The organism is Polaromonas sp. CG_23.6 (assembly GCF_029892315.1).
Classification (GTDB): Bacteria; Pseudomonadota; Gammaproteobacteria; order Burkholderiales; family Burkholderiaceae_C; genus Polaromonas.
On the sequence record NZ_JARXUY010000001.1, the window covers coordinates 1,029,035 to 1,047,064 of the forward strand.

Here is an 18,030-nt window from a genome sequence, read left to right on the forward strand (position 1 = left end):
CCTGCCTTATTTTTAGGCAGGAGCGAAAAAGGTGATCACCATGGAAATGTTAGGCAAGATTCGACGGATGCATTTGCGCGACAAGCTTTCGCTGCATGAAATAGCCAAGCGCACGGGGTTGTCGCGCAACACGCTGCGCCGCTGGCTCAGGGCGCCAGAAGCGGTGCAGGTGCCCGTCTACAGCAGGCCCCAGGCGTTGGGCAAGCTGAGCGCTTTCACTTCAGAGTTGGAGCAGGCCCTGCAAGCCGATGGCCACCGCAGCAAACAAAACCGGCGCACGGCCAAGGCGCTGTTTGCGCAAATCCAGGCGGTCGGCTATGCGGGCGGCTACAGCGCGGTGACGGACTTCACGCGCGCCTGGCGCGGCAGTGCCGGCAAGGCTCCCCATGCCTTTGTGCCGCTGAGTTTTGCACTTGGTGAAGCCTTCCAGTTCGACTGGAGCGAAGAGGGCCTGGTCGTCGGCGGCATTTACTACCGGCTGCAGGTCTCGCACCTCAAGCTGTGCGCCAGCCGCGCTTTCTGGCTGGTGGCCTACCCCAGCCAGGGCCATGAAATGCTGTTCGATGCCCACACACGCTCCTTCGCGGCGCTGGGCGGCATTGCCCGGCGCGGCATTTATGACAACATGAAAACGGCGGTGGACAAGGTCAAAAAAGGCAAGGGCCGGGTGGTCAATGCGCGCTTTGCCGTGATGTGCGCGCACTACTTGTTCGATGCCGATTTCTGCAACGTCGCCTCGGGCTGGGAAAAAGGCGTGGTGGAAAAAAACGTGCAAGACAGCCGCAGGCGCATCTGGCTCGATGCGCAGAAGTGCCAGTTTGGCTCGTTCGAGGCGCTCAACGCCTGGCTGGGCGAGCGCTGCCGGGCCCTGTGGAGCGAGATCCGCCACCCCGAGTACAAGCAGTTCAGCGTGCAGGAGATGCTGGCGCAAGAACTTCCCGAGATGATGCCTATGCCGGCGGCCTTTGACGGCTACGTGGAAAGGCAGGCGAGCGTATCGAGCACCTGTCTGGTCAGCGTGCAGCGCAACCGGTATTCGGTGCCGTGCGAGTTCGCCGGCCAGCGCGTGAGCACCCGGCTGTACCCGACGCGCATCTGCGTGGTGGCCGGTGATGCCGTGGTCGCCAGCCATGAGCGGGTCGTCAACCGGGGGCAGACGGTGTATGACTGGCAGCACTACATCGCGCTGGTGCAGCGCAAGCCCGGCGCCCTGCGCAACGGCGCGCCCTTTGCCGACATGCCCGCGCCCTTGAAGCAGCTCAAGCTCGGCCTGCTGCGCCACCCCGGCGGGGACCGGATCATGGCGCAGGTGCTTGCTGCCGTGCCGACGGCCGGGCTGGAAGCGGTGCTGGTGGCCGTCGAGCTGGTCGTCGAGTCCGGCGCCCTGAGCGCCGAGCACGTGCTGAACGTGCTGGCCCGGCTCAATGCCTGCGCGCTGCCCGAGACGGTGCAAACGACGCTGCAACTCGTCGATGCGCCGCTGGCCAACACCGGCCGCTACGACACCCTGCGCTGTGTCATTGGGGCGCCAGGCGGCGCGGTGGCGGTCCACCATGCGTGATGTCACCGCTGAGCTCAAAGAGCTGCGCCTGCACGGCATGGCCAGCGCCTGGACGGACCTGATGAGTCAAGGGGAATCGTCAACGGCCACCTCCCGCTGGCTGATCGAGCACCTGCTGCAGGCCGAACACACCGACCGGGCGATGCGCTCGGTCAGCCACCAAATGAACGCGGCCAAGCTGCCCATGCACCGCGATCTGGCCGGGTTTGACTTTGGCGCGTCCAGGGTCGATCAGCCGCTGGTCAGGCAACTGGCCACGCTGGCGTTTACCGACACGGCGCAAAACGCGGTGCTCATCGGTGGGCCCGGCACGGGCAAGACGCATCTGGCCACGGCCATCGCCGTGGCGGGCATTGCCGCGCAGGGCAAGCGCGTGCGCTTTTACTCCACGGTCGATCTGGTCAATGTGCTGGAGAAGGAAAAGCGTGACGGCAAGGCCGGACGCATGGCTCTGAGCTTGATGCGCATGGACCTGGTCGTTCTCGATGAGCTGGGCTACCTGCCGTTCAGCCAGGCGGGCGGCGCCTTGCTGTTTCACCTGCTCTCCAAGCTGTACGAGCACACCAGCGTGGTCATCACCACCAATTTGAGTTTCTCCGAATGGTCGAGCGTCTTTGGGGACGCCAAAATGACAACAGCGCTGCTCGACAGGCTCACCCACCACTGCCACATCGTGGAGACGGGCAACGAGTCGTACCGGTTTCAGCACAGCACCCTGGCCGCCAAGTCGCGGATCAAAGCGCGCGAGCAAGTGCGCAAGGAGGCAAAAGCAGCACGGCCAGACGAGCCGTTCTGAGCCGGGCGCGCACGGGGAAATCCGCTACGGGCTACGCCCTTCGCTCCTTTCCCCGTGCAGTCTAGGAATTCAAAAAGCCTGGATAAGGAAAGCCAAGAACCAGCTGCTGAGTACACTTATCCACAGTTGCTGGTTCCAACACCAGCGACCCGCCCTGGGTCACTATTGGATCGGCAGGGTGGGTCAATATTCAATCGGCGCCGACACCAAGTAGCAGGAGATTGAAAATCCTTGTGTCGGTGGTTCGATTCCGCCCCAGGCCACCAAAATTCAAAGCCAACTGTTCTCGGTTGGCTTTGTCGTTTCTGGGGTTCCCCCGCGTCGCGTAGGGTTCCGGCCGGTTTTGTGTATGCCACCCAGTCCGAGACACGCCGCAAGTCCGGCTGTTTTCGGCCCGTTTCGATTCCGTTCTGTTCTGTGTTCTCAAAAAATAATGGAGAACCGCGCAGATTTGGCACACGCACAATGCCTTTGCCTTCAATAACTTAGGCGCGTGTTGGAAAATGCGGTTTGACAGATGGACTGTTGCAGCGAAATGGGTCATGAAATCGTCGACGCCAATTCCAACGGCCGGTTTCTACAAATCCGGTCATTGATCGGAGCGATGCCCAGGCCCGCTACAGACTGAAAGCGGACTGGCAGGTCGATCAGAAGCGGTCGTTAACGCCGGAGTTCAGTGGCGTTTGAAGCGACGACTGCGTTTGCGGCGGCAAACGCGGGCTGCGGGTCAACCGCTGTCCATAGCGATTTGTTAAGTGCTCTTGAACTCAACTGCACGGTGATACTCCATATAGCGCTTGCTTCTGGCCGTAAGTTGAAGTGCTTGCCAGTTTTCTATGCCGCACTTTGCCTTGTCGTTGGTCGATAACCACGGAGAGACGATCGCAGCGCCACCTTGTGAAAACGTGATTAAACCCTTGTCAAAGAGCCGGTCTACCAAAGCGGAGAGTAAGATTCCGTTGCTTGAATCCAGACGTTCTGCATTTGTGCAAACCTTCCAGGGTTTGATGTGTGACGCAATCAATAGCTGGTCGTGTTCGATGCCCGAAATCGGGCACCTACCTTCATACACTCTGATGAGGTCTTGCCGAAACTGTCCTTGGCCGACACGAGACGTCCGAAGGTAGCTCCGTTCCGTTCCAGTGACGCCGGGCGCAAACTCCGCCTCAGCATATTCAATACCGGGACCTTCCGTTCTAGAAATCAGCTCATCCGGGTCGACTGACTTGTTTAGGCAAATTCGGATTCTCTTCTGAGCATTCCCGCCTTGCTTGACATTCGGATCACGGTGCATTTGCGCGATTTCACGCTGTAGTATTTTCCGAAATTCTTTAATATCAATTGAGTTGAGATTGACTGGGTATGTGGTCGCTAGTTTGGCAATTCGTTCGCCTACAGGAAGGTTTGAAACTTTACTTGAATCCAGTACGACGCGGGTGATTTGAGCGTTAGATTTCGCCAGCTTGTTGGAACAGGATACCCAAAAGCTTGTTGTAGTTCGGGTTCCGCCTTTTGACTCCTCGGGCGGGGTTTGCTCCGCCACTATTCTTGATAACCACGCACGGCGATCCCTCGAACTGATCGAAACTGCATTCGGCTTCGATAATTTCGTTGTTGTCGTCTAGCAAGTACATGGCAGAAGGAGCACCTAACGAATGAATAAAAGGTTAAATTTTCGAAAACTATAGCCCACTAAAAATTTCCGAACTGGTCTCGGTACTGCTGCTCGCGCAGGCCGAGCAGCAAAAGCGGCTGTCGCTCGGCCGGCTCATGACCCCGCAAGAGGTCGACAACGCTTTTCGCGGCTGTTAGCCCGACGCGCACATTCCGCCGGGCTGGGTAGTTTGCGGCGCGGTGCTTCCGGCGGGTTTTGCGCTATTGCGAATACCGCACTTTCTGCGCGCCGTCACGCCACCCGCCTTGCTCGCGGCTTACACCACAGCTGCGCCGGCAGACGCAATGCGAGCGCCGGCCGACAGCTCACGGGCGCCTCGACGTCCCGGGTGCAGGACGTAACCAACGAGCGCGAAATTAGTTAGGTGATCCGGGCGACTTTTGGTCTTACGTAAATATAGATATTGACTTTATAGCCTATTTAGCTACATTCTATGTGTATGCCAAAAACCGCGCGCGCGCTCCTGCATCTTCCGTCAGCAACTGCCGCCGCCATCGAAAAGCTTGGTGCTGACTTGGCTGTCGCCCGCTTGCGCCGCAAGGAGTCATTGAAGACATGGGCAAAGCGCATGGGCGTATCTGTGCCCACGCTGCAGCGGCTTGAAGCCGGTGACCCTGGAGTTGGCATCGGCATCGTCGCGACCGCACTTTGGCTTATCAAGCGCGACGGCGAACTGAGCCATCTAGCGGCGCCGGAACACGACCAAGGCGCCATCGAAATGAATGTCCGGGAGGCCGTTGAACTGGGTCGCGCGCGCGCCCGAGCCTCCGCAGAAGCACATATAAGCGCAAACCGGACGAAAAGCTGAGATGCGATTGGACGACTTGTACCTCTGGCACCTGGGTAACCCGGCAACGCCGCGCTACGTCGGTGCATTAAAGCTCGTCCCCGCTGGCAAGGGCGTTTCCTTGCATTACGGGAAGCAGTGGCTGGCCAACGGGTTCGCACTGAGTGAGGACCTCCCGCTCGTTGACACGGAGTTCTTTCCTCCAGGCCGCTTGACCGCCGACACGCAGCGCGCGGTCGGTGCAGTCGACGACGCGCGGCCAGACCGATGGGGTGAGAAAGTCATTCGCTTCGTGGACAAACCCAAGCGCCTCTCTCTGATGGAGTACCTGTACTACGCCGGCGACGACCGATTCGGCGCGCTCGGTGTTTCTACTTCGTCGAGCAACTACAGCCCTCTAGCCCTGGGCCCGCTGCCTCGGCTAGAGGATGCGCAACAACTCAGTGAGGTGGCGGCCAAGGTTGAAGCCTCCGAGCCCCTTACTGCCTTGGAAGCCAAAATCATTGCGGGTGGCGGTAGTCCGCTCGGTGGCGCAAAGCCCAAGGCGCTCATCGACATCGATGGCCAGCAATGGGTCATCAAGTTCTTCAATAACGAGCCCGTCGACACACCGCTCATCGAGCACGCGACGATGACGCTGGCCGCGCGCGCAGGCATCACGGTGGCCGAGACGCAGCTCATTCCTCTCGTCGGGATGCACGCGGTCGCCATTCGCCGCTTCGACCGCGAGCGTGGTCAGAGAATTCACAGCATCTCGGCAGGCACTGCCATCCGGGCGGCAACCGCAGCGGGTGCCGAGCCCGAGATGGGATACCCCGCACTGGCGCAAATTCTCCGCCGGGTAGGCATTACCCAGGATGACATCAACCTTGAGGACGCGCGCGAGCTCTTTCGTCGCATGGTCTTCAACATCCTGGTCGACAACACGGATGACCACGAGAAGAACCACGCCCTACTGGTTGTAAACACGTTAGATAATGGCCGCTTTAAGCTGGCGCCGGCGTACGACGTCCTGCCGACGAATTCGGGGCAGGGGTTCCAGGAGTTCATCTGCGGCGACTACGGCCGAGACTCGACGCTCGAAAACGCGATGTCGCAGTGCGCTGCATTCGGGCTGCTGCCCGCGCAGGCTGCGAAAGAAGTCGCCGCCGTCATTCATGTCGTGAACACCTGGCAGCAGCACTTCGTGCACGCTGGGGTGTCGGAGCATGACATTGAGAGTCTGGCCGAGCGCATCGACGGCGCAGAACTCTTGACCCAGCGCATTGACTTTGACCAAACCCGGTTTCAGTCCGCGCCGGCGAGGAAAAAGAAAGCAAGCCCCTTTCGGCGCGCCTGACGACCTCACAGGACAGACCAGTCTGCGACCACGCGAGTGATGCCAACCGGAGTCGTTCGACGCCCGGCTCACGTTCTATTGCCCGCTGCATAAAGGAGACGGCATTTCAGCCGGGCTGATTCATGCCTGAAGAAAAAATCATCTTCAGACATGAAAGAACCGCACCAGTGGCGCTGGAGCGGTCTTTGCAGGGAAAAGCAGCTCCTAGCCAGAACGGCTAGCCTGCACGGCAGGTCTTTTTTTTCAGGCGCAGGGGTTGCTTCGCCGGTGTCGTCCTGCGGGATATTCAGGCAATCCTGCTGTTCAGGGGCGCCAGCCCAGTTGAGCGCTGAAAACCCGCGTGTGCCAGGTCGCGACCACGGCTTCGGTGCAGTACACATACTTGCCGACACGCACGCCAGGGGGGAATTCGCGTGCTTTGACCATGTTTTCGATGGTGCGGGCCGACAGGTTCAGGCGGGCGTCGTCGATGTCAACAATCTTGACCGCCGACCAAGGTAATTGTCGTCAACCATTTGGTCTTATAAATTGACGAGGTATTCGCCTTGGTGGCCCGCTACGCCGGTGGAGACCAGTTCGTTGCATAACTGCTCTATCCATTGACGCATCGGTATATCTGCAAAGAAATGCTGCCGGATCTGTTGAAAATAGGGGGTTTCCATGGCCCATTGTGTAAATTGATGGGTTGACTGGCGCTGGACCTCAAGCAGCTTGAACTTAAGCAATACCTTCACCGCATGCCTTGCATGTCGTGTTGGACTGGTGGTGAACGCATCCAGGCGCTGATACGCTTTGGACAGTGTCTCTGGCGTGTAATTGAAAATCCTTCCATGCCCTGGAATGATGATCTTTGGATTGAGCCGGCCGATCAGGGCCAGCGTAGCAGCAACTTCAGAAAAGGCGTCCTCGCCTTCAAGCTCCGGAAACACCACGCCGAAGCCGTTTTCCCATAAGGCGTCCGCTGAAATCAAGACTTGGGTGGAAGGTTCAAAAAAAACAACCGAATGCGGATCATGCCCGGGGGCTGCGTGAATTTGCCAGTCAGTCGTCCCGAATCGGATGTCGGTCCCGGGCTGAAGCGTCTGGTTGAAATTAAACCTTGGACACAACTGGCCGGTCGGTACATAAGTAAGCGCTACGGCATCCCATTGGGCAACCTGCCGGGCATGGCCGGGTGGAATCCATGTTTGAATCGCTTGATATCGTGCTTGCAAGGCGGCATTGCCTCCGCAATGGTCGCTGTGCAGGTGGGTGTTGACCAACGCATCAAGCGGGCTGTCACTCAGCACCGTTTCAACCAATGACAGTGTTTGTTCCGCGTGCGTTGAGTAGCCGCTGTCAACCAGCAAGGTTTTGTCGCCGCCGGTAAACAGGATATTGTTGCTTGAAAGCCATCCTCTTTCAAAGACATGCATACCTTCTGGCAGAACGTGTGCATCCATCACAAGCCTCTCGCTTTGTTTGAGTCAGGGTTTTGCACGCAATGCCCTCCTGAGGATTTTTCCGACATTGGTCTTGGGGAGGGCTTCGCGAAATTCAATGTATTTGGGCCGTTTGTAGCCCGTCAGGTGCTGCTTGCAATACGCGCTGATGTCGTCTTCTGTCAACGCGGGATCATTTTTAACCACAAAGACCTTGATGGCCTCGCCTTGTTTCTCGTCGGCAATGCCGATCGCCGCGCATTCGACAACGCCAGGGCACAGGGAAATGACATTTTCAAGTTCGTTGGGAAAGACATTAAAGCCCGAAACGATGATCATGTCCTTCTTGCGATCAATGATCCTGGTATATCCGTGCTCGTCCATGCTGCCGATGTCACCGGTGCGCATGAAACCGTCAGCAGTGAAGGCTTTTTCTGTTTCCTGTGCTTGTTGGTAGTACCCCGTCATGACCTGCGGACCCTTGATGCAAATCTCGCCATCCTGACCGGATTCAAGGCTGTTCCCCGCGTCATCCTTGATGGCAATCCAGATGCCGGGCAGGGGCAAACCGATGGTGCCCGAGAACACTTGGCTGTTGACCGGATTGTTGGTTCCGATGGCGCAGGTTTCACTCATGCCCCAGCCTTCGATCATGGGGCTGCCGGTGGCCTGCAACCACTGCCGGGCGGTTCCTTCAGACGCCGCCATGCCGCCGGCCTGCGAAATGCAAAGGCTTGAAAAATCGATGGTTTTGAAGTGCGGATGCTGAAGCAGGGCGTTGAACAGCGTATTGACGGCCGGCAGCATGTGAAAGGGACGTTTTTTTAATACCTCGATGAATTTCCCCACATCGCGGGGATTGGGAATCAGCGTGAGGTGCGCCCCCCAGCGGATGGTCAACAGGCACAGGGTCAGCGCGAAGATGTGGTACAGCGGCAGTGCTGCGATGTTGTTGATCCGGCTGACATCGCCGATCCGCCCCAAGGCCGGCGTAAACCAGGCCTCTGCCTGCAGGATGGCCGCCACGATATTGCGATGTGTAAGCACCGCCCCTTTTGACAGGCCTGTCGTGCCGCCGGTGTATTGCAGGAAAGCGATGGAGTCCAGCGTGCAATGCCCCGGTTTAAGCGTGAGCCGTTGACCTTCGACTATTGCACGCGCGAACGGCGTGACCGTCAGCCCGCTGTCCAGGCTAAACATATATGCAGGAACCATTTTCGCCAGATGCCTGACGGCAAAAGTGATCCACTGGCCATACGCGGCGCCAAGCAGATCGCCCATCGACGCCATGACGACATGCTTGAGCGCCGTGCGCTTGATCGCCTGGGCCAGCGTGGCCGCGAAGTTTTCAAGAATGACAATCGATGTTGCACCCGAGTCCTTGAGCTGATGCTCCAGTTCACGTGCCGTGTACAGTGGATTGACGTTGACGCAGGTATGGCCGGCGCGCAGGACTGCCGCCATGGCAACTGCAAACTGCGGCACGTTGGGCAGCATGATGGCGATCCGGGCGCCTGGCTCCAGGCCAAGCTGCTGCAGCCAGGCGCCCAAGGCTGCCGACAGATTGTCCAGTTCACGGTATGACATCCAGCGGTCCATGCAGACTGAAAATGGCTTGTCCGCGTGGGCCTTGAATGACTCTTCCAGCAACTGGCTCAGAGAAGTGAACTGCTCCGGCTGGATGTCGTGCGGTACGCCTTCCGGATAACTCTTGAGCCAATGTCGTTCCATAAACACTCCTTTCGGACCATTGTGAAAGCCTGGCGGTGGAAGCTTCCGCGGGCTTGTCCTAATGCATGCTGTCGGCTGCCAGCAAATGGCTCAATTTAGTCGCACAGGCGACATCGCCATGATCGAACAGTAAACGAATCCATTCGGATTCGCGCTGCCTGACCTGCGGCAGAACTTTTTCCAAACGGCCCATTTGCGCAAAGGCGTCAAAGCCGGTTTCCAGAAACTGTGGAAGCGCGTCCCGGCCAGCGGCGGTGGCCACGGGCGGCGCATCATCCTGAACAGGGTGCGTAGCCCAGATGCGGGGGGCAGGCTGTCAAGTTTTGTCCGAGATGCAGCAGCAGCACGTCAAGCTGATGCTGGCGCTTGGCCTGGTTGCCCGACTGGCACCAGCAGCCGACATACCGGACAAGCTCGCTATTTTTTGGCGCTAACCCGGCTGTCCATGCGCCAGGCGTTGGGACATCGTGTGGTCCAGCATTTCTGTCAGCGCATGGACCAGCCTGTCGACGGCTTCATATTGAACAAGCTGCAGAGACCGCCGCTGCATAGGCTGGTCTTTGCATTTACCGCGTCAGGCTTGGGCAAGGGACAGCACGACCTGCTAATGTCGCTTCCTCACAACCATGCCCTAACTGGCACTGCTGCGCAACGGTTTCCACCAGGAAACACCAAGCGGCCGGTGCACATTGCTTCTGTCTGACCTTATGCTCGCATTGCTGCAACGGATCATTACTTTGTCGATCATCGCTGCGGCTGGGGGATGGCTGTGGTTTTTTGGGGGGATCTCACCCTTCTTGGCTTGGGCAGGTTTCATGGTGATTGCGCTGGGCTACTCAGGGCTTCTTGCTATTGAATTGATACTTTCAAGGCAACTGAGCAAAAACGATCCGGTGCCGCAAGCGCGCTGGCGCGAAATTTTCACCGCCTGGTGGGGCGAAACTGTCACTGCGCCCCAAGTTTTCTGCTGGCGCCAGCCCTTTAGGCCGAATGCCATTGCTGACCAGCTGGGGGGGCCTGCTCAGGTCAAAGGGCACCGTGGCGTGGTGTTCGTGCATGGGTTCTTTTGCAACCGCGGGCTCTGGACGCCGTGGCTTGAACGCTTGCAAGGCAGTGGTCACGCCTTCATCGCCATCAATCTGGAGCCGTTGTTCGGCTCAATCGACGACTATGCGCCACAGATCGACGAGGCCGTCCTGCGTGTCACCCAAGCGAGCGGGCTGCCACCACTGATCGTCTGCCACAGCATGGGCGGCTTGGCGGCCCGGGCCTGGCTCAAGCGCATGAAGGCCGAGGCTCGCGTGCACCATGTGGTGACGATCGGCACGCCGCATCGGGGCACCTGGCTGGCGCGTTTTGGCCATGGCCTGAATGGCCGCCAAATGCGCCTGCTGTCAGCGTGGAACGCCGGACTGGACCATCAAATGCCAGCGGACCGCCATGCGCTGTTCACCTGCTGGTATTCGAACTGCGACAACATCGTGTTTCCGGCCAGTACCGCCACGCTGCCAAGTGCCTGCAACCGGCTGGTTCGCGGCGTGGCGCATGTGCAAATGGTTTTCGAGCCTGAAATCATGCATGCCACGCTGGCCTTGCTGGATCCCGTACCTGCCTGAGTTTCACTGGCAGGTGATGAGTGAGGGTAACTATGCGGGGAACAAAAAATTTCACGTTTTCCTGAGTGCGAAATCTAAATATGTAATATTTAAAATAAATACTTGTTTATTTGTGACAATTAAAATCTTCGGAATAGAGATTCCGTCGGACTGCCTTTTTGCAAAAACAAAAAGATATGTGTTGAGCATGAATCAACAGCCGCATGCATCGCGTGTTGTGCAAGCAATGCCGGGCATTGGTCGAACAAGGCTTGTCCGGTAGCCGTTCTGCACGGTCAGCAGTTGAAATTTAGCGAGAAATGTTATGCCCGCGATCGTGGTGATTGATGATGATGCAGGCACACGCTTGCTGGTAAGCCAGGTGTTGAAAAAAGAAGGCTATCAGGTACTCGCCGCAGAAGACGGCGTCAAGGGTCTGGCGCTGGTTCGCGAACACAAGCCTGACTTGGTCGTCAGCGACGTGCAAATGCCGCTGATGGATGGCTTCGAAGTACTTGACCAGGTGCGAAGCGATCCGCTGCTTGCGGCCACGTCGGTGATTTTGCTCACCTCGCTACAGGACCGCAGCTATATGCGCCTGGGCATGACCACCGGCGCCGACGATTATCTGACCAAGCCCTTTGCGCCGCACGAACTGCGCGAAGCCGTCAGCGCGCAGTTGCACAAGCGCGACCGGGCCGACGCCATGCGCACCCAGGTGGTTGACAAGGCGGTGCAACTGGCGCTCAACGCGCAGCGTCACAAGATTGGCGCTCTGTACGAAAGCCGCATGGTCAAGGCACTCAGTGCGCAGTGGCCCGACAGCAACACGGGGCCCAGCAGCGAGAAGTTCTCGAGTGCCACGGTACTGTATGCCGACATGCGCGATTACGCCCAGTGGACCCAGGCGCTGAGCAGCAGCGAACTTGGCGAGATCGTCCAGCTGCTCTACAGCAGTGTGGGCGACACGGTGTATCTGTTTGGCGCGCATTACATGCAGTTTGTCGGCGACGGAATGTTGTGTATTTTTGTCGATGCCGCCGACACCCAGTCGGTGAACCACGGGTTGCGGGCGGTCCGCGCCGCGTTGGGGCTGACGAATGCAACCCGGCGTATTGACGCCCATGTGCAGAAAAACCTGGCGGGTCGCGGGCTGCCGAAGTTTTCACTGGGTGTTGCGCTGCACAGCGGCCCGGTGGCTTTTGCCCAACTGGACGGATTGATCAGCCGCACCGGCCAGAGCACCCCTGTTGGAGAAACCGTGTCGGCAACGCTCAAGCTGTTTCAGGGGGAGCCGCGCTTGTCCTGGTCGGTGGCCGCCAGCGTGCAGGCGTATCGCCTGGTCACCGGTGCGGTGCGCACCGGTGAGCGCGCCTTGGTCCAGCTTCCCGGACGTGGTCAGCCCATGGATACGCTGGAAATCCTGGGTCTTGCATGAGATCAAGCCTGAGGCCACCGAAGACGTTCTCGTTGCGAACGGTGCTGATCGCCAGCCTGCTGCTGTTTTCGCTGCTTCCGGCCGCTACCGTGGGCTGGTTTTTGTACCGCAGCAATGTGCAAAGCGTGCAACTGCTGTCAGGAAAAATCATCGAGGACATGACCGAACGCATCAAGACGGATGTTGAAGGTCACCTGGCACAGGCACATGTCGTGCTGAATGGCATGGTTCCCGCTCAACCCGATGCGTCAGCCGTGCTGCGTGCGCGCCAATTGATTGCTTCGCCCGAATTGTTCGAGCAGGCGGCGTTTGCCATGACGCGCATGACGCCCGATGTGCCCCGGATGTATTTGGGAAGCCAGCATGGGGACTTCCTGGCGATTGACGCCTCCGCCCAGGACGCCACTGCCTTGGTGCGCGTGAGCGAACGCCAGACAGGCGGCGAAGGCCGGCGGTTTTTCATGGCCACGTCGCCCGGCGACCGCCGAGTTGAACTGCCTGCAGAAACCAGCATTTTTGAGCCGCGCAACCGGCCTTGGTACCAGGCGGCAATGGAAAACAAGGAGCGGGTGTTCACGCCAATATCGGTTTCTGCAAATGACCCGCAATTGCGCCTGACGCTGGCGCAGCCCGTCTACGGCGCCGATGGCGGTTCCCTGGGCGTTTTGGCTGTCGACCTGCCGCTCAAGCGATTGAACCAGATGCTTCAGGGCATGCGAATCAGCTCCCATGGCACGGTGTTCCTGCTCGACGAACAAGGTTTTTACGTGGCCAGTTCGACCGGCGATAAACTTTTTTCCAATAACTCCGGTGTTTTGCAGCGCTACAAACCCCTGCAAAGCCGAAACGCCATCATCCGGCAGGCTTACGGCGAAACTCTTTCCAGTCTGGGAAAAACACTGGAGTCCAGTGTGCAGCGCGTGTCTTTCCTGCGCCGCATCCCGATTGAGGGGGATACCCTGGTGGTCGCTTTGAAACCCTTTGGTGAAAGCATCGGCGTGCGCTGGAGTCTGGTGGTGGCTGCGCCCGAAAGCGACTTCACCGCCGCGACACGAGCGGCCCTGAAGGAAACGCTGGCCGTGACCGCGCTGATTCTGGCGCTGGGCGCGCTGTTGGCGATTGCGCTGGCCTGGCGGCTGAGCCTGCATTTCAGGCGCCTGGGAGAGGCCGCGGCGCTGTTGGCGCAGCACGAGGTGCTGCCCACGTACCCGGCCAGCCGCATTGACGAAGTGCGCCGGCTGTCCCGGTCCCTGCATGACAGCGCGCAAGAACTCAAGCGCAACCGGTCAGAAATCGAGGCGCAGACCGTGGCCCTGCACGAGGCCAACGAGACGCTGGAAGAGCGGGTGACAAGCCGCACTGCCGAACTGAACGCATCGCGTGACGAGGCGCTGGGCGCCGCCCGTGCCAAGGCAGCGTTTCTGGCCGCCATGAGCCATGAAATCCGCACACCGCTCAACGGCGTGGTCGGCATGACCACGCTGCTGGCCGACACACCGCTGGACGCCGAGCAGCGTGACTATGTGCACACCATGCGCATTTCCAGCGACCAGCTGCTCGGCGTGATCAACGATGTGCTGGATTTTTCCAAGATCGAATCGGGCAAGCTTGAGCTTGAGGACGAGGCGCTCAACCTGCTGGCCACGATAGAGGAAGCCTGCGACATCGGCGCGCCCCGCGCCCGTGAAAAAGGACTGGAACTGCTGGTGGACCTGGGCGACGACTTGCCCGGCTGGGCGCGCGGCGACGTGACGCGCCTGCGCCAGGTACTGCTCAACCTGGTGAACAATGCGGTCAAGTTCACCGACAACGGACAGGTTGTGGTCTCGGCCCGCATGCTGCAGGACTTTGGTTCGGACCAGCGTGGGCTGATTGAATTCCGCATCAAGGACAGCGGCATCGGCATTGAGCCGGATCGCCAGACCGGCCTGTTCCAGTCCTTTGTCCAGGTCGATGCCAGCACCACCCGCAAATACGGTGGTACTGGACTCGGACTGGCGATCTGCAAGCGTCTGGTCAAGCTGATGGGTGGCCAGATTGGCATGGAGTCGGCGCCCGGAGAAGGTTCGACCTTCTGGTTTACCGCCCGGCTGGGGCATGCAGAGGCGCCCGAAGTTGCCATGCTGTCTGACCTGCACCTGGTCAGCCTGGCCGGTAAGCAGGTGGTGGTGGTGGACGACACACCGCTCAACCTGCGCATTCTGGACAAGCAGCTCAGGCGCTGGGGCATGACGCCCGTGCTGTTTGAGCGCGCTGCCGAAGCGCTGGACTGGCTGGCCGGACAAGTGGTCGATGTGGTGATCAGCGACATGCACATGCCCGAGATGGACGGCTTGGACTTTGCCCGCCTGCTGCGCGAACGCATGCCTGCCACGCCCATCGTGCTGCTGACCTCGGGCACCATGCCGACTGGCGAGACAGCGCGGGTGTTCGATGCCCGGCTGCTCAAGCCCTACCGCCAATCACAGTTGTTTGAGGCTCTGGCGCGCGTCACATCTGCTTCAGCCGCTATTGAAAAAATATCACGGACTTCGCCGATCGTGTTCCGGAACCAGTTCATCCTGGTGGCTGATGACAATGCCATCAACCTCAAGGTCGCGCTGGCCATGCTGACCAAGCTGGGTTATGAGGCCGCTACTGCGGTCAACGGCCGGGAGGCGGTAGAGATGGTCGATGCGTCACTGCGCACCGGCCTGGGCGACCCGCCGCGTCAGTACGCCGCAATCCTGATGGATGCCAACATGCCGGTGATGGACGGCTATGTCGCTTCGCGCCTGATTCTTGCTGCGCACGGCGCGTCGGCGCCGCCGCTCATTGCGCTGACCGCCTCGGTGCTGGAAGAGGACCGCCAGCGCTGCCTGCAGGCCGGCATGATCGGCTTTTTGCCCAAGCCTTTGCGTATGGACGAGTTGTCCGAGGCGCTGGCGCGTTATGCCCGGCAACCCGGGCAAGAAATTGCGCCAGAACCCATCGCGCCTGTAACACAGGATGCTTCTGCGGGTCTGGAGCCAGAGCCACTGCTCATCGACTGGAGTCGGCTGGAGCAGTTCCGGGAGTTTGACGATGAAGACCTCAGCATGACGCGCGAGGTGATGATGCTTTTCATCACCGAGATGCCCCAGCGCACCGACGACATCCGCCGCGCCCTGGCCGCTTGCGATAGTGCCGTGCTGTCGCAGGCGGCCCATGCGCTCAAAGGTGCGGCTTCCAACGTGGGCGCGCAGTCCCTGAGCGATGCCTGCGCCGCTTTGGAGCATGCCTGCCTGCAGGGGCTGTGGCCTGCCGATGCCGCATTGCAGGTGGCAAGGCTGTTGGTCTTGGCCGAAAGAAGCTGCCAGTCACTGGAAGACTGGCCCGCCGCTCCGGCGGCTGTCTGAACAGCAACACCCCCGACAGAAAATCACTGCATGCAAAGAACCGGGAGCAGTATTTAATGCTACTGAATTAAGAGCTGCCGGGGCTTATGCAATATGCGCCAGCAGCACTTTTGATGCAACAAACCCGTTTTCTTTTCAGGGCGCTTGGGCGTTAGCCTGCCTGGGAATGTCCTGCATTCAGCGCCTGGTAAAGCGGCTTGAAGTCGGGCTCGGTCAGCGCCCGCAGCGTGTCGAAGCTGTCGATCACGAAATACTGTTGCTGGTAGCTGTCGATCTTGTAGCTTGACGCCATGCAGCGCAGCAGGTCGGCCGTGTTTTGCAACGGCGTGCGCCGGGGCTCTGGCGACTGCACGCAATGCGCCAGTTCGCCCGGACTGCTCAGAAGCCCCGCACCATAGGCCCGCATCTGGCCGTTGGCCTGCGCGTCGCGCATCAGCCCGAACTCGATGGTGTACCAGTACAGGCGCGACAGCATCTCCACTGCGCCGCGCACCGGCTCCGGCCCGTGTTCCAGCGCATGCGCCTTCAGCGCGCCTTCGCCATAGGCCTGGATGTGGTCGGCATAGCGCTGCTCGAACAGCAGCGGCACATGGCCGAACAGGTCGTGGAACAGGTCCGGCTCGACGATGTAGTCAAACTCCGCCGGTGTGCGTATCCAGTCGGTCACTGGAAACTTGCGCGCTGCCAGCAGGCTGAAGAAGGGCACCTCGGGAATCAACCCGGGCACGCCGACCAGCTGCCAGCCGGTCGCCGGGAGCAGGCGCGCGTTGATGTCCTCGAAACGCGGAATCGCGTCGCTGGCACCCAGGTGCGGCAGCGCGTCGATGAAGGCGCTGCAGGCCAGCCCCGGCAGCAGCGCCGACTGCCGCGCATACAGGCGGCGATAGGTGTCGTGGTGCGCTTCGGTGTAGGCGGCATAGTCCTGCGCGCAGGTGAAGTCGCTGCCGGCGCGGCCGTAGTCACCCCGCGAAGATGTGGCCCCCACGCTCCCCGCTTCGCGTGGTTCGCTGCCCCCCGAGGGGGCCGCTGCGCCTGCAGTCCGGCAAAGCCGGTCCTGCGGCCCCGGCTGATCCAGGGCGGACTTGTTCAAAGCTCTTGCGCTTCCCGCAGCGCGTGGTTCGTTGCCGGTCATCATGCTTTTTCCAGCACGCCGCGGCGCATCTGGTCCAGTTCGATGCTTTCGAACAGCGCCTTGAAGTTGCCCTCGCCAAAGCCCTGGTTGCCCTTGCGCTGGATGAATTCGAAAAAGATTGGCCCGAGCTGGTTCTCACTGAAAATCTGCAGCAGCAGGTCGCCCGGCTTGCCGTCCACCAGAATGTTGCGCGCCTGCAGCGATGCCACGTCCTCGCCGTGCCCCGGAATGCGCGCATCGAGCAGTTCGTAGTAAGTGTCACCGGTGTTCAGGAGCTTCATGCCGGCGAACTGCAGCGCATCCACCGTCGCCGGCAGGTTGCTTGACCCCAGCGCGATGTGCTGGATGCCTTCGCCCTGGTAAAGGTCGAGGTATTCCTGGATCTGGCCGGCTTTTTCGTTGCCTTCCTCGTTGATCGGAATGCGGAGCTTGCCGCAGGGGCTGGTCATGGCCTTGCTTTTTACGCCGGTGGAATGGCCTTCAATGTCGAAGTAGCGCACCTCGCGGAAGTTGAACAGCCGCTCGTAAAAACCCGCCCATTCGGCCATGCGGCCCCGGTGCACGTTGTGCGTCAGGTGGTCGATGTAGGTCAGGCCATGGCCGGCCGGGTTCAGTTCGGCCCCGGGCAGGGGCTCGAAATCAACGTCGTAAAAGCCGATGTTGCCAATGTCCCCGGGCTGTGCGCCGTTCTTGCCGCGCCAGCGGTCGATGAAATAGATGATCGAGTCGCCGACCCCTTTGATCGCCGGAATGTTCAGCTCGCCCGGCGCCGCTGTCTGGGCATAGCCCCAGGCACCCAGTGCAATCGCCCGCTCGTAGGCCGCCTTGGCGTCCTGCACCCGGAAGGCGATGGCGCAGACGCTGGGGCCATGCTGGCGCGCAAAGCGCTGGGCGAATGAGTCGGGCTCGGCATTCAGGATGAAGTTGATGCCGCCCTGGCGGTACAGCAGCACATTCTTGTGCCGGTGCCGCGCAATCGCCTTGAAGCCCATGCGCTCGAACACGGCCCCCATCGCCTTGGGGTCGGGTGCGGCATATTCGATGAATTCAAAGCCGTCGGTGCCCATCGGGTTGTCCCAGGTTGCCTCAGCTTGAGCGGCTTGGGTGGAAAGAGGCTGGTTCATGGTTGTCTCCGTGGTTGGTGGGTCTACTCTAGGCGCACTGACGGTATGGATTCA

14 protein-coding genes are annotated in these 18,030 nt (G+C 60.0%); 7 read left to right on the top strand and 7 right to left on the bottom strand.

Going from position 1 to position 18,030, the window contains the following annotated elements; genetic code table 11:
- Window positions 1–40 precede the first annotated feature (40 nt).
- Window positions 41–1,561 (top strand): IS21 family transposase, encoded by a 1,521-nt coding sequence (istA, locus tag H4V98_RS04860; RefSeq protein ID WP_280757312.1) that lies wholly within the window; start codon window positions 41–43, stop codon window positions 1,559–1,561.
- Window positions 1,554–2,357 carry an IS21-like element helper ATPase IstB gene (gene istB, locus H4V98_RS04865; protein ID WP_196865127.1) on the top strand — a complete coding sequence of 268 codons (804 nt, stop codon included), beginning with the start codon at window positions 1,554–1,556 and terminating at the stop codon, window positions 2,355–2,357. Before istA ends, istB begins: the two co-directional genes overlap by 8 nt.
- A 751-nt stretch (window positions 2,358–3,108) precedes the next feature.
- Here istB and H4V98_RS04870 read toward each other — a convergent pair.
- A complete protein-coding gene (locus tag H4V98_RS04870) occupies window positions 3,109–3,900 on the bottom strand; it encodes an HNH endonuclease signature motif containing protein (RefSeq protein ID WP_280757313.1) in 792 nt (263 codons plus the stop codon).
- A 571-nt stretch (window positions 3,901–4,471) separates the two neighbouring features.
- On the opposite strand from H4V98_RS04870, the gene H4V98_RS04875 reads away from it, so the two are divergent.
- Window positions 4,472–4,840, top strand: a complete 369-nt coding sequence (locus tag H4V98_RS04875) for an XRE family transcriptional regulator (RefSeq protein ID WP_196864047.1) — start codon at window positions 4,472–4,474, stop codon at window positions 4,838–4,840.
- Between the two features lies 1 nt (window position 4,841).
- Complete coding sequence (locus tag H4V98_RS04880) at window positions 4,842–6,158, top strand: HipA domain-containing protein (RefSeq protein WP_196864041.1); 1,317 nt, start codon at window positions 4,842–4,844, stop codon at window positions 6,156–6,158.
- A 303-nt stretch (window positions 6,159–6,461) separates the two neighbouring features.
- Here the strand turns inward: H4V98_RS04880 and H4V98_RS04885 are convergent, their stop codons facing one another.
- The 4 genes from H4V98_RS04885 to H4V98_RS04900 all read right to left on the bottom strand — a co-directional run bounded on the left by H4V98_RS04885 (window position 6,462) and on the right by H4V98_RS04900 (window position 9,572).
- Entirely contained in the window at window positions 6,462–6,584 is a 123-nt protein-coding gene (locus H4V98_RS04885) for a hypothetical protein (protein WP_255532186.1), read from the bottom strand.
- Between the two features lie 95 nt (window positions 6,585–6,679).
- On the bottom strand, window positions 6,680–7,600 hold the full coding sequence (locus H4V98_RS04890) for an MBL fold metallo-hydrolase (protein WP_196864040.1): 921 nt from the start codon (window positions 7,598–7,600) through the stop codon (window positions 6,680–6,682).
- Window positions 7,601–7,624: 24 nt separating this feature from the next.
- Window positions 7,625–9,310 carry an AMP-binding protein gene (locus tag H4V98_RS04895; RefSeq protein ID WP_196864039.1) on the bottom strand — a complete coding sequence of 562 codons (1,686 nt, stop codon included), beginning with the start codon at window positions 9,308–9,310 and terminating at the stop codon, window positions 7,625–7,627.
- A 58-nt stretch (window positions 9,311–9,368) separates the two neighbouring features.
- A complete protein-coding gene (locus H4V98_RS04900) occupies window positions 9,369–9,572 on the bottom strand; it encodes a hypothetical protein (protein ID WP_196864038.1) in 204 nt (67 codons plus the stop codon).
- Window positions 9,573–10,017: 445 nt separating this feature from the next.
- Here H4V98_RS04900 and H4V98_RS04905 point away from each other — a divergent pair, with 445 nt between their 5' ends.
- The 3 genes from H4V98_RS04905 (at window position 10,018) to H4V98_RS04915 (ending at window position 15,720) form a co-directional block, all read left to right on the top strand.
- Window positions 10,018–10,926: an alpha/beta fold hydrolase gene (locus H4V98_RS04905; RefSeq protein ID WP_196864037.1), complete on the top strand. Its 909-nt coding sequence runs from the start codon at window positions 10,018–10,020 to the stop codon at window positions 10,924–10,926.
- 304 nt (window positions 10,927–11,230) lie between these two features.
- A complete protein-coding gene (locus H4V98_RS04910) occupies window positions 11,231–12,343 on the top strand; it encodes a response regulator (protein ID WP_196864036.1) in 1,113 nt (370 codons plus the stop codon).
- Complete coding sequence (locus H4V98_RS04915) at window positions 12,340–15,720, top strand: response regulator (protein WP_196864035.1); 3,381 nt, start codon at window positions 12,340–12,342, stop codon at window positions 15,718–15,720. The genes H4V98_RS04910 and H4V98_RS04915 overlap by 4 nt, the downstream gene beginning before the upstream one ends.
- 151 nt (window positions 15,721–15,871) lie before the next feature.
- Here the strand turns inward: H4V98_RS04915 and phhA are convergent, their stop codons facing one another.
- Window positions 15,872–16,705 (bottom strand): phenylalanine 4-monooxygenase, encoded by an 834-nt coding sequence (gene phhA / locus H4V98_RS04920; RefSeq protein ID WP_196864034.1) that lies wholly within the window; start codon window positions 16,703–16,705, stop codon window positions 15,872–15,874.
- Between the two features lie 146 nt (window positions 16,706–16,851).
- Window positions 16,852–17,976: a 4-hydroxyphenylpyruvate dioxygenase gene (gene hppD / locus H4V98_RS04925; protein WP_196864033.1), complete on the bottom strand. Its 1,125-nt coding sequence runs from the start codon at window positions 17,974–17,976 to the stop codon at window positions 16,852–16,854.
- Between the last annotated feature and the right edge of the window lie 54 nt (window positions 17,977–18,030).

What these genes read in the sequence shown, in the direction of transcription:
- istA (WP_280757312.1), top strand. Translation starts at nt 41, where the DNA reads ATGGAAATGTTAGGCAAGATTCGACGGATGCATTTGCGCGACAAGCTT.
- istB (WP_196865127.1), top strand. Translation starts at nt 1,554, where the DNA reads ATGCGTGATGTCACCGCTGAGCTCAAAGAGCTGCGCCTGCACGGCATG.
- H4V98_RS04875 (WP_196864047.1), top strand. Translation starts at nt 4,472, where the DNA reads ATGCCAAAAACCGCGCGCGCGCTCCTGCATCTTCCGTCAGCAACTGCC.
- H4V98_RS04880 (WP_196864041.1), top strand. Translation starts at nt 4,842, where the DNA reads ATGCGATTGGACGACTTGTACCTCTGGCACCTGGGTAACCCGGCAACG.
- H4V98_RS04885 (WP_255532186.1), bottom strand. Translation starts at nt 6,584, where the DNA reads ATGGTCAAAGCACGCGAATTCCCCCCTGGCGTGCGTGTCGGCAAGTAT.
- H4V98_RS04890 (WP_196864040.1), bottom strand. Translation starts at nt 7,600, where the DNA reads ATGGATGCACACGTTCTGCCAGAAGGTATGCATGTCTTTGAAAGAGGA.
- H4V98_RS04895 (WP_196864039.1), bottom strand. Translation starts at nt 9,310, where the DNA reads ATGGAACGACATTGGCTCAAGAGTTATCCGGAAGGCGTACCGCACGAC.
- H4V98_RS04905 (WP_196864037.1), top strand. Translation starts at nt 10,018, where the DNA reads ATGCTCGCATTGCTGCAACGGATCATTACTTTGTCGATCATCGCTGCG.
- H4V98_RS04910 (WP_196864036.1), top strand. Translation starts at nt 11,231, where the DNA reads ATGCCCGCGATCGTGGTGATTGATGATGATGCAGGCACACGCTTGCTG.
- H4V98_RS04915 (WP_196864035.1), top strand. Translation starts at nt 12,340, where the DNA reads ATGAGATCAAGCCTGAGGCCACCGAAGACGTTCTCGTTGCGAACGGTG.
- hppD (WP_196864033.1), bottom strand. Translation starts at nt 17,976, where the DNA reads ATGAACCAGCCTCTTTCCACCCAAGCCGCTCAAGCTGAGGCAACCTGG.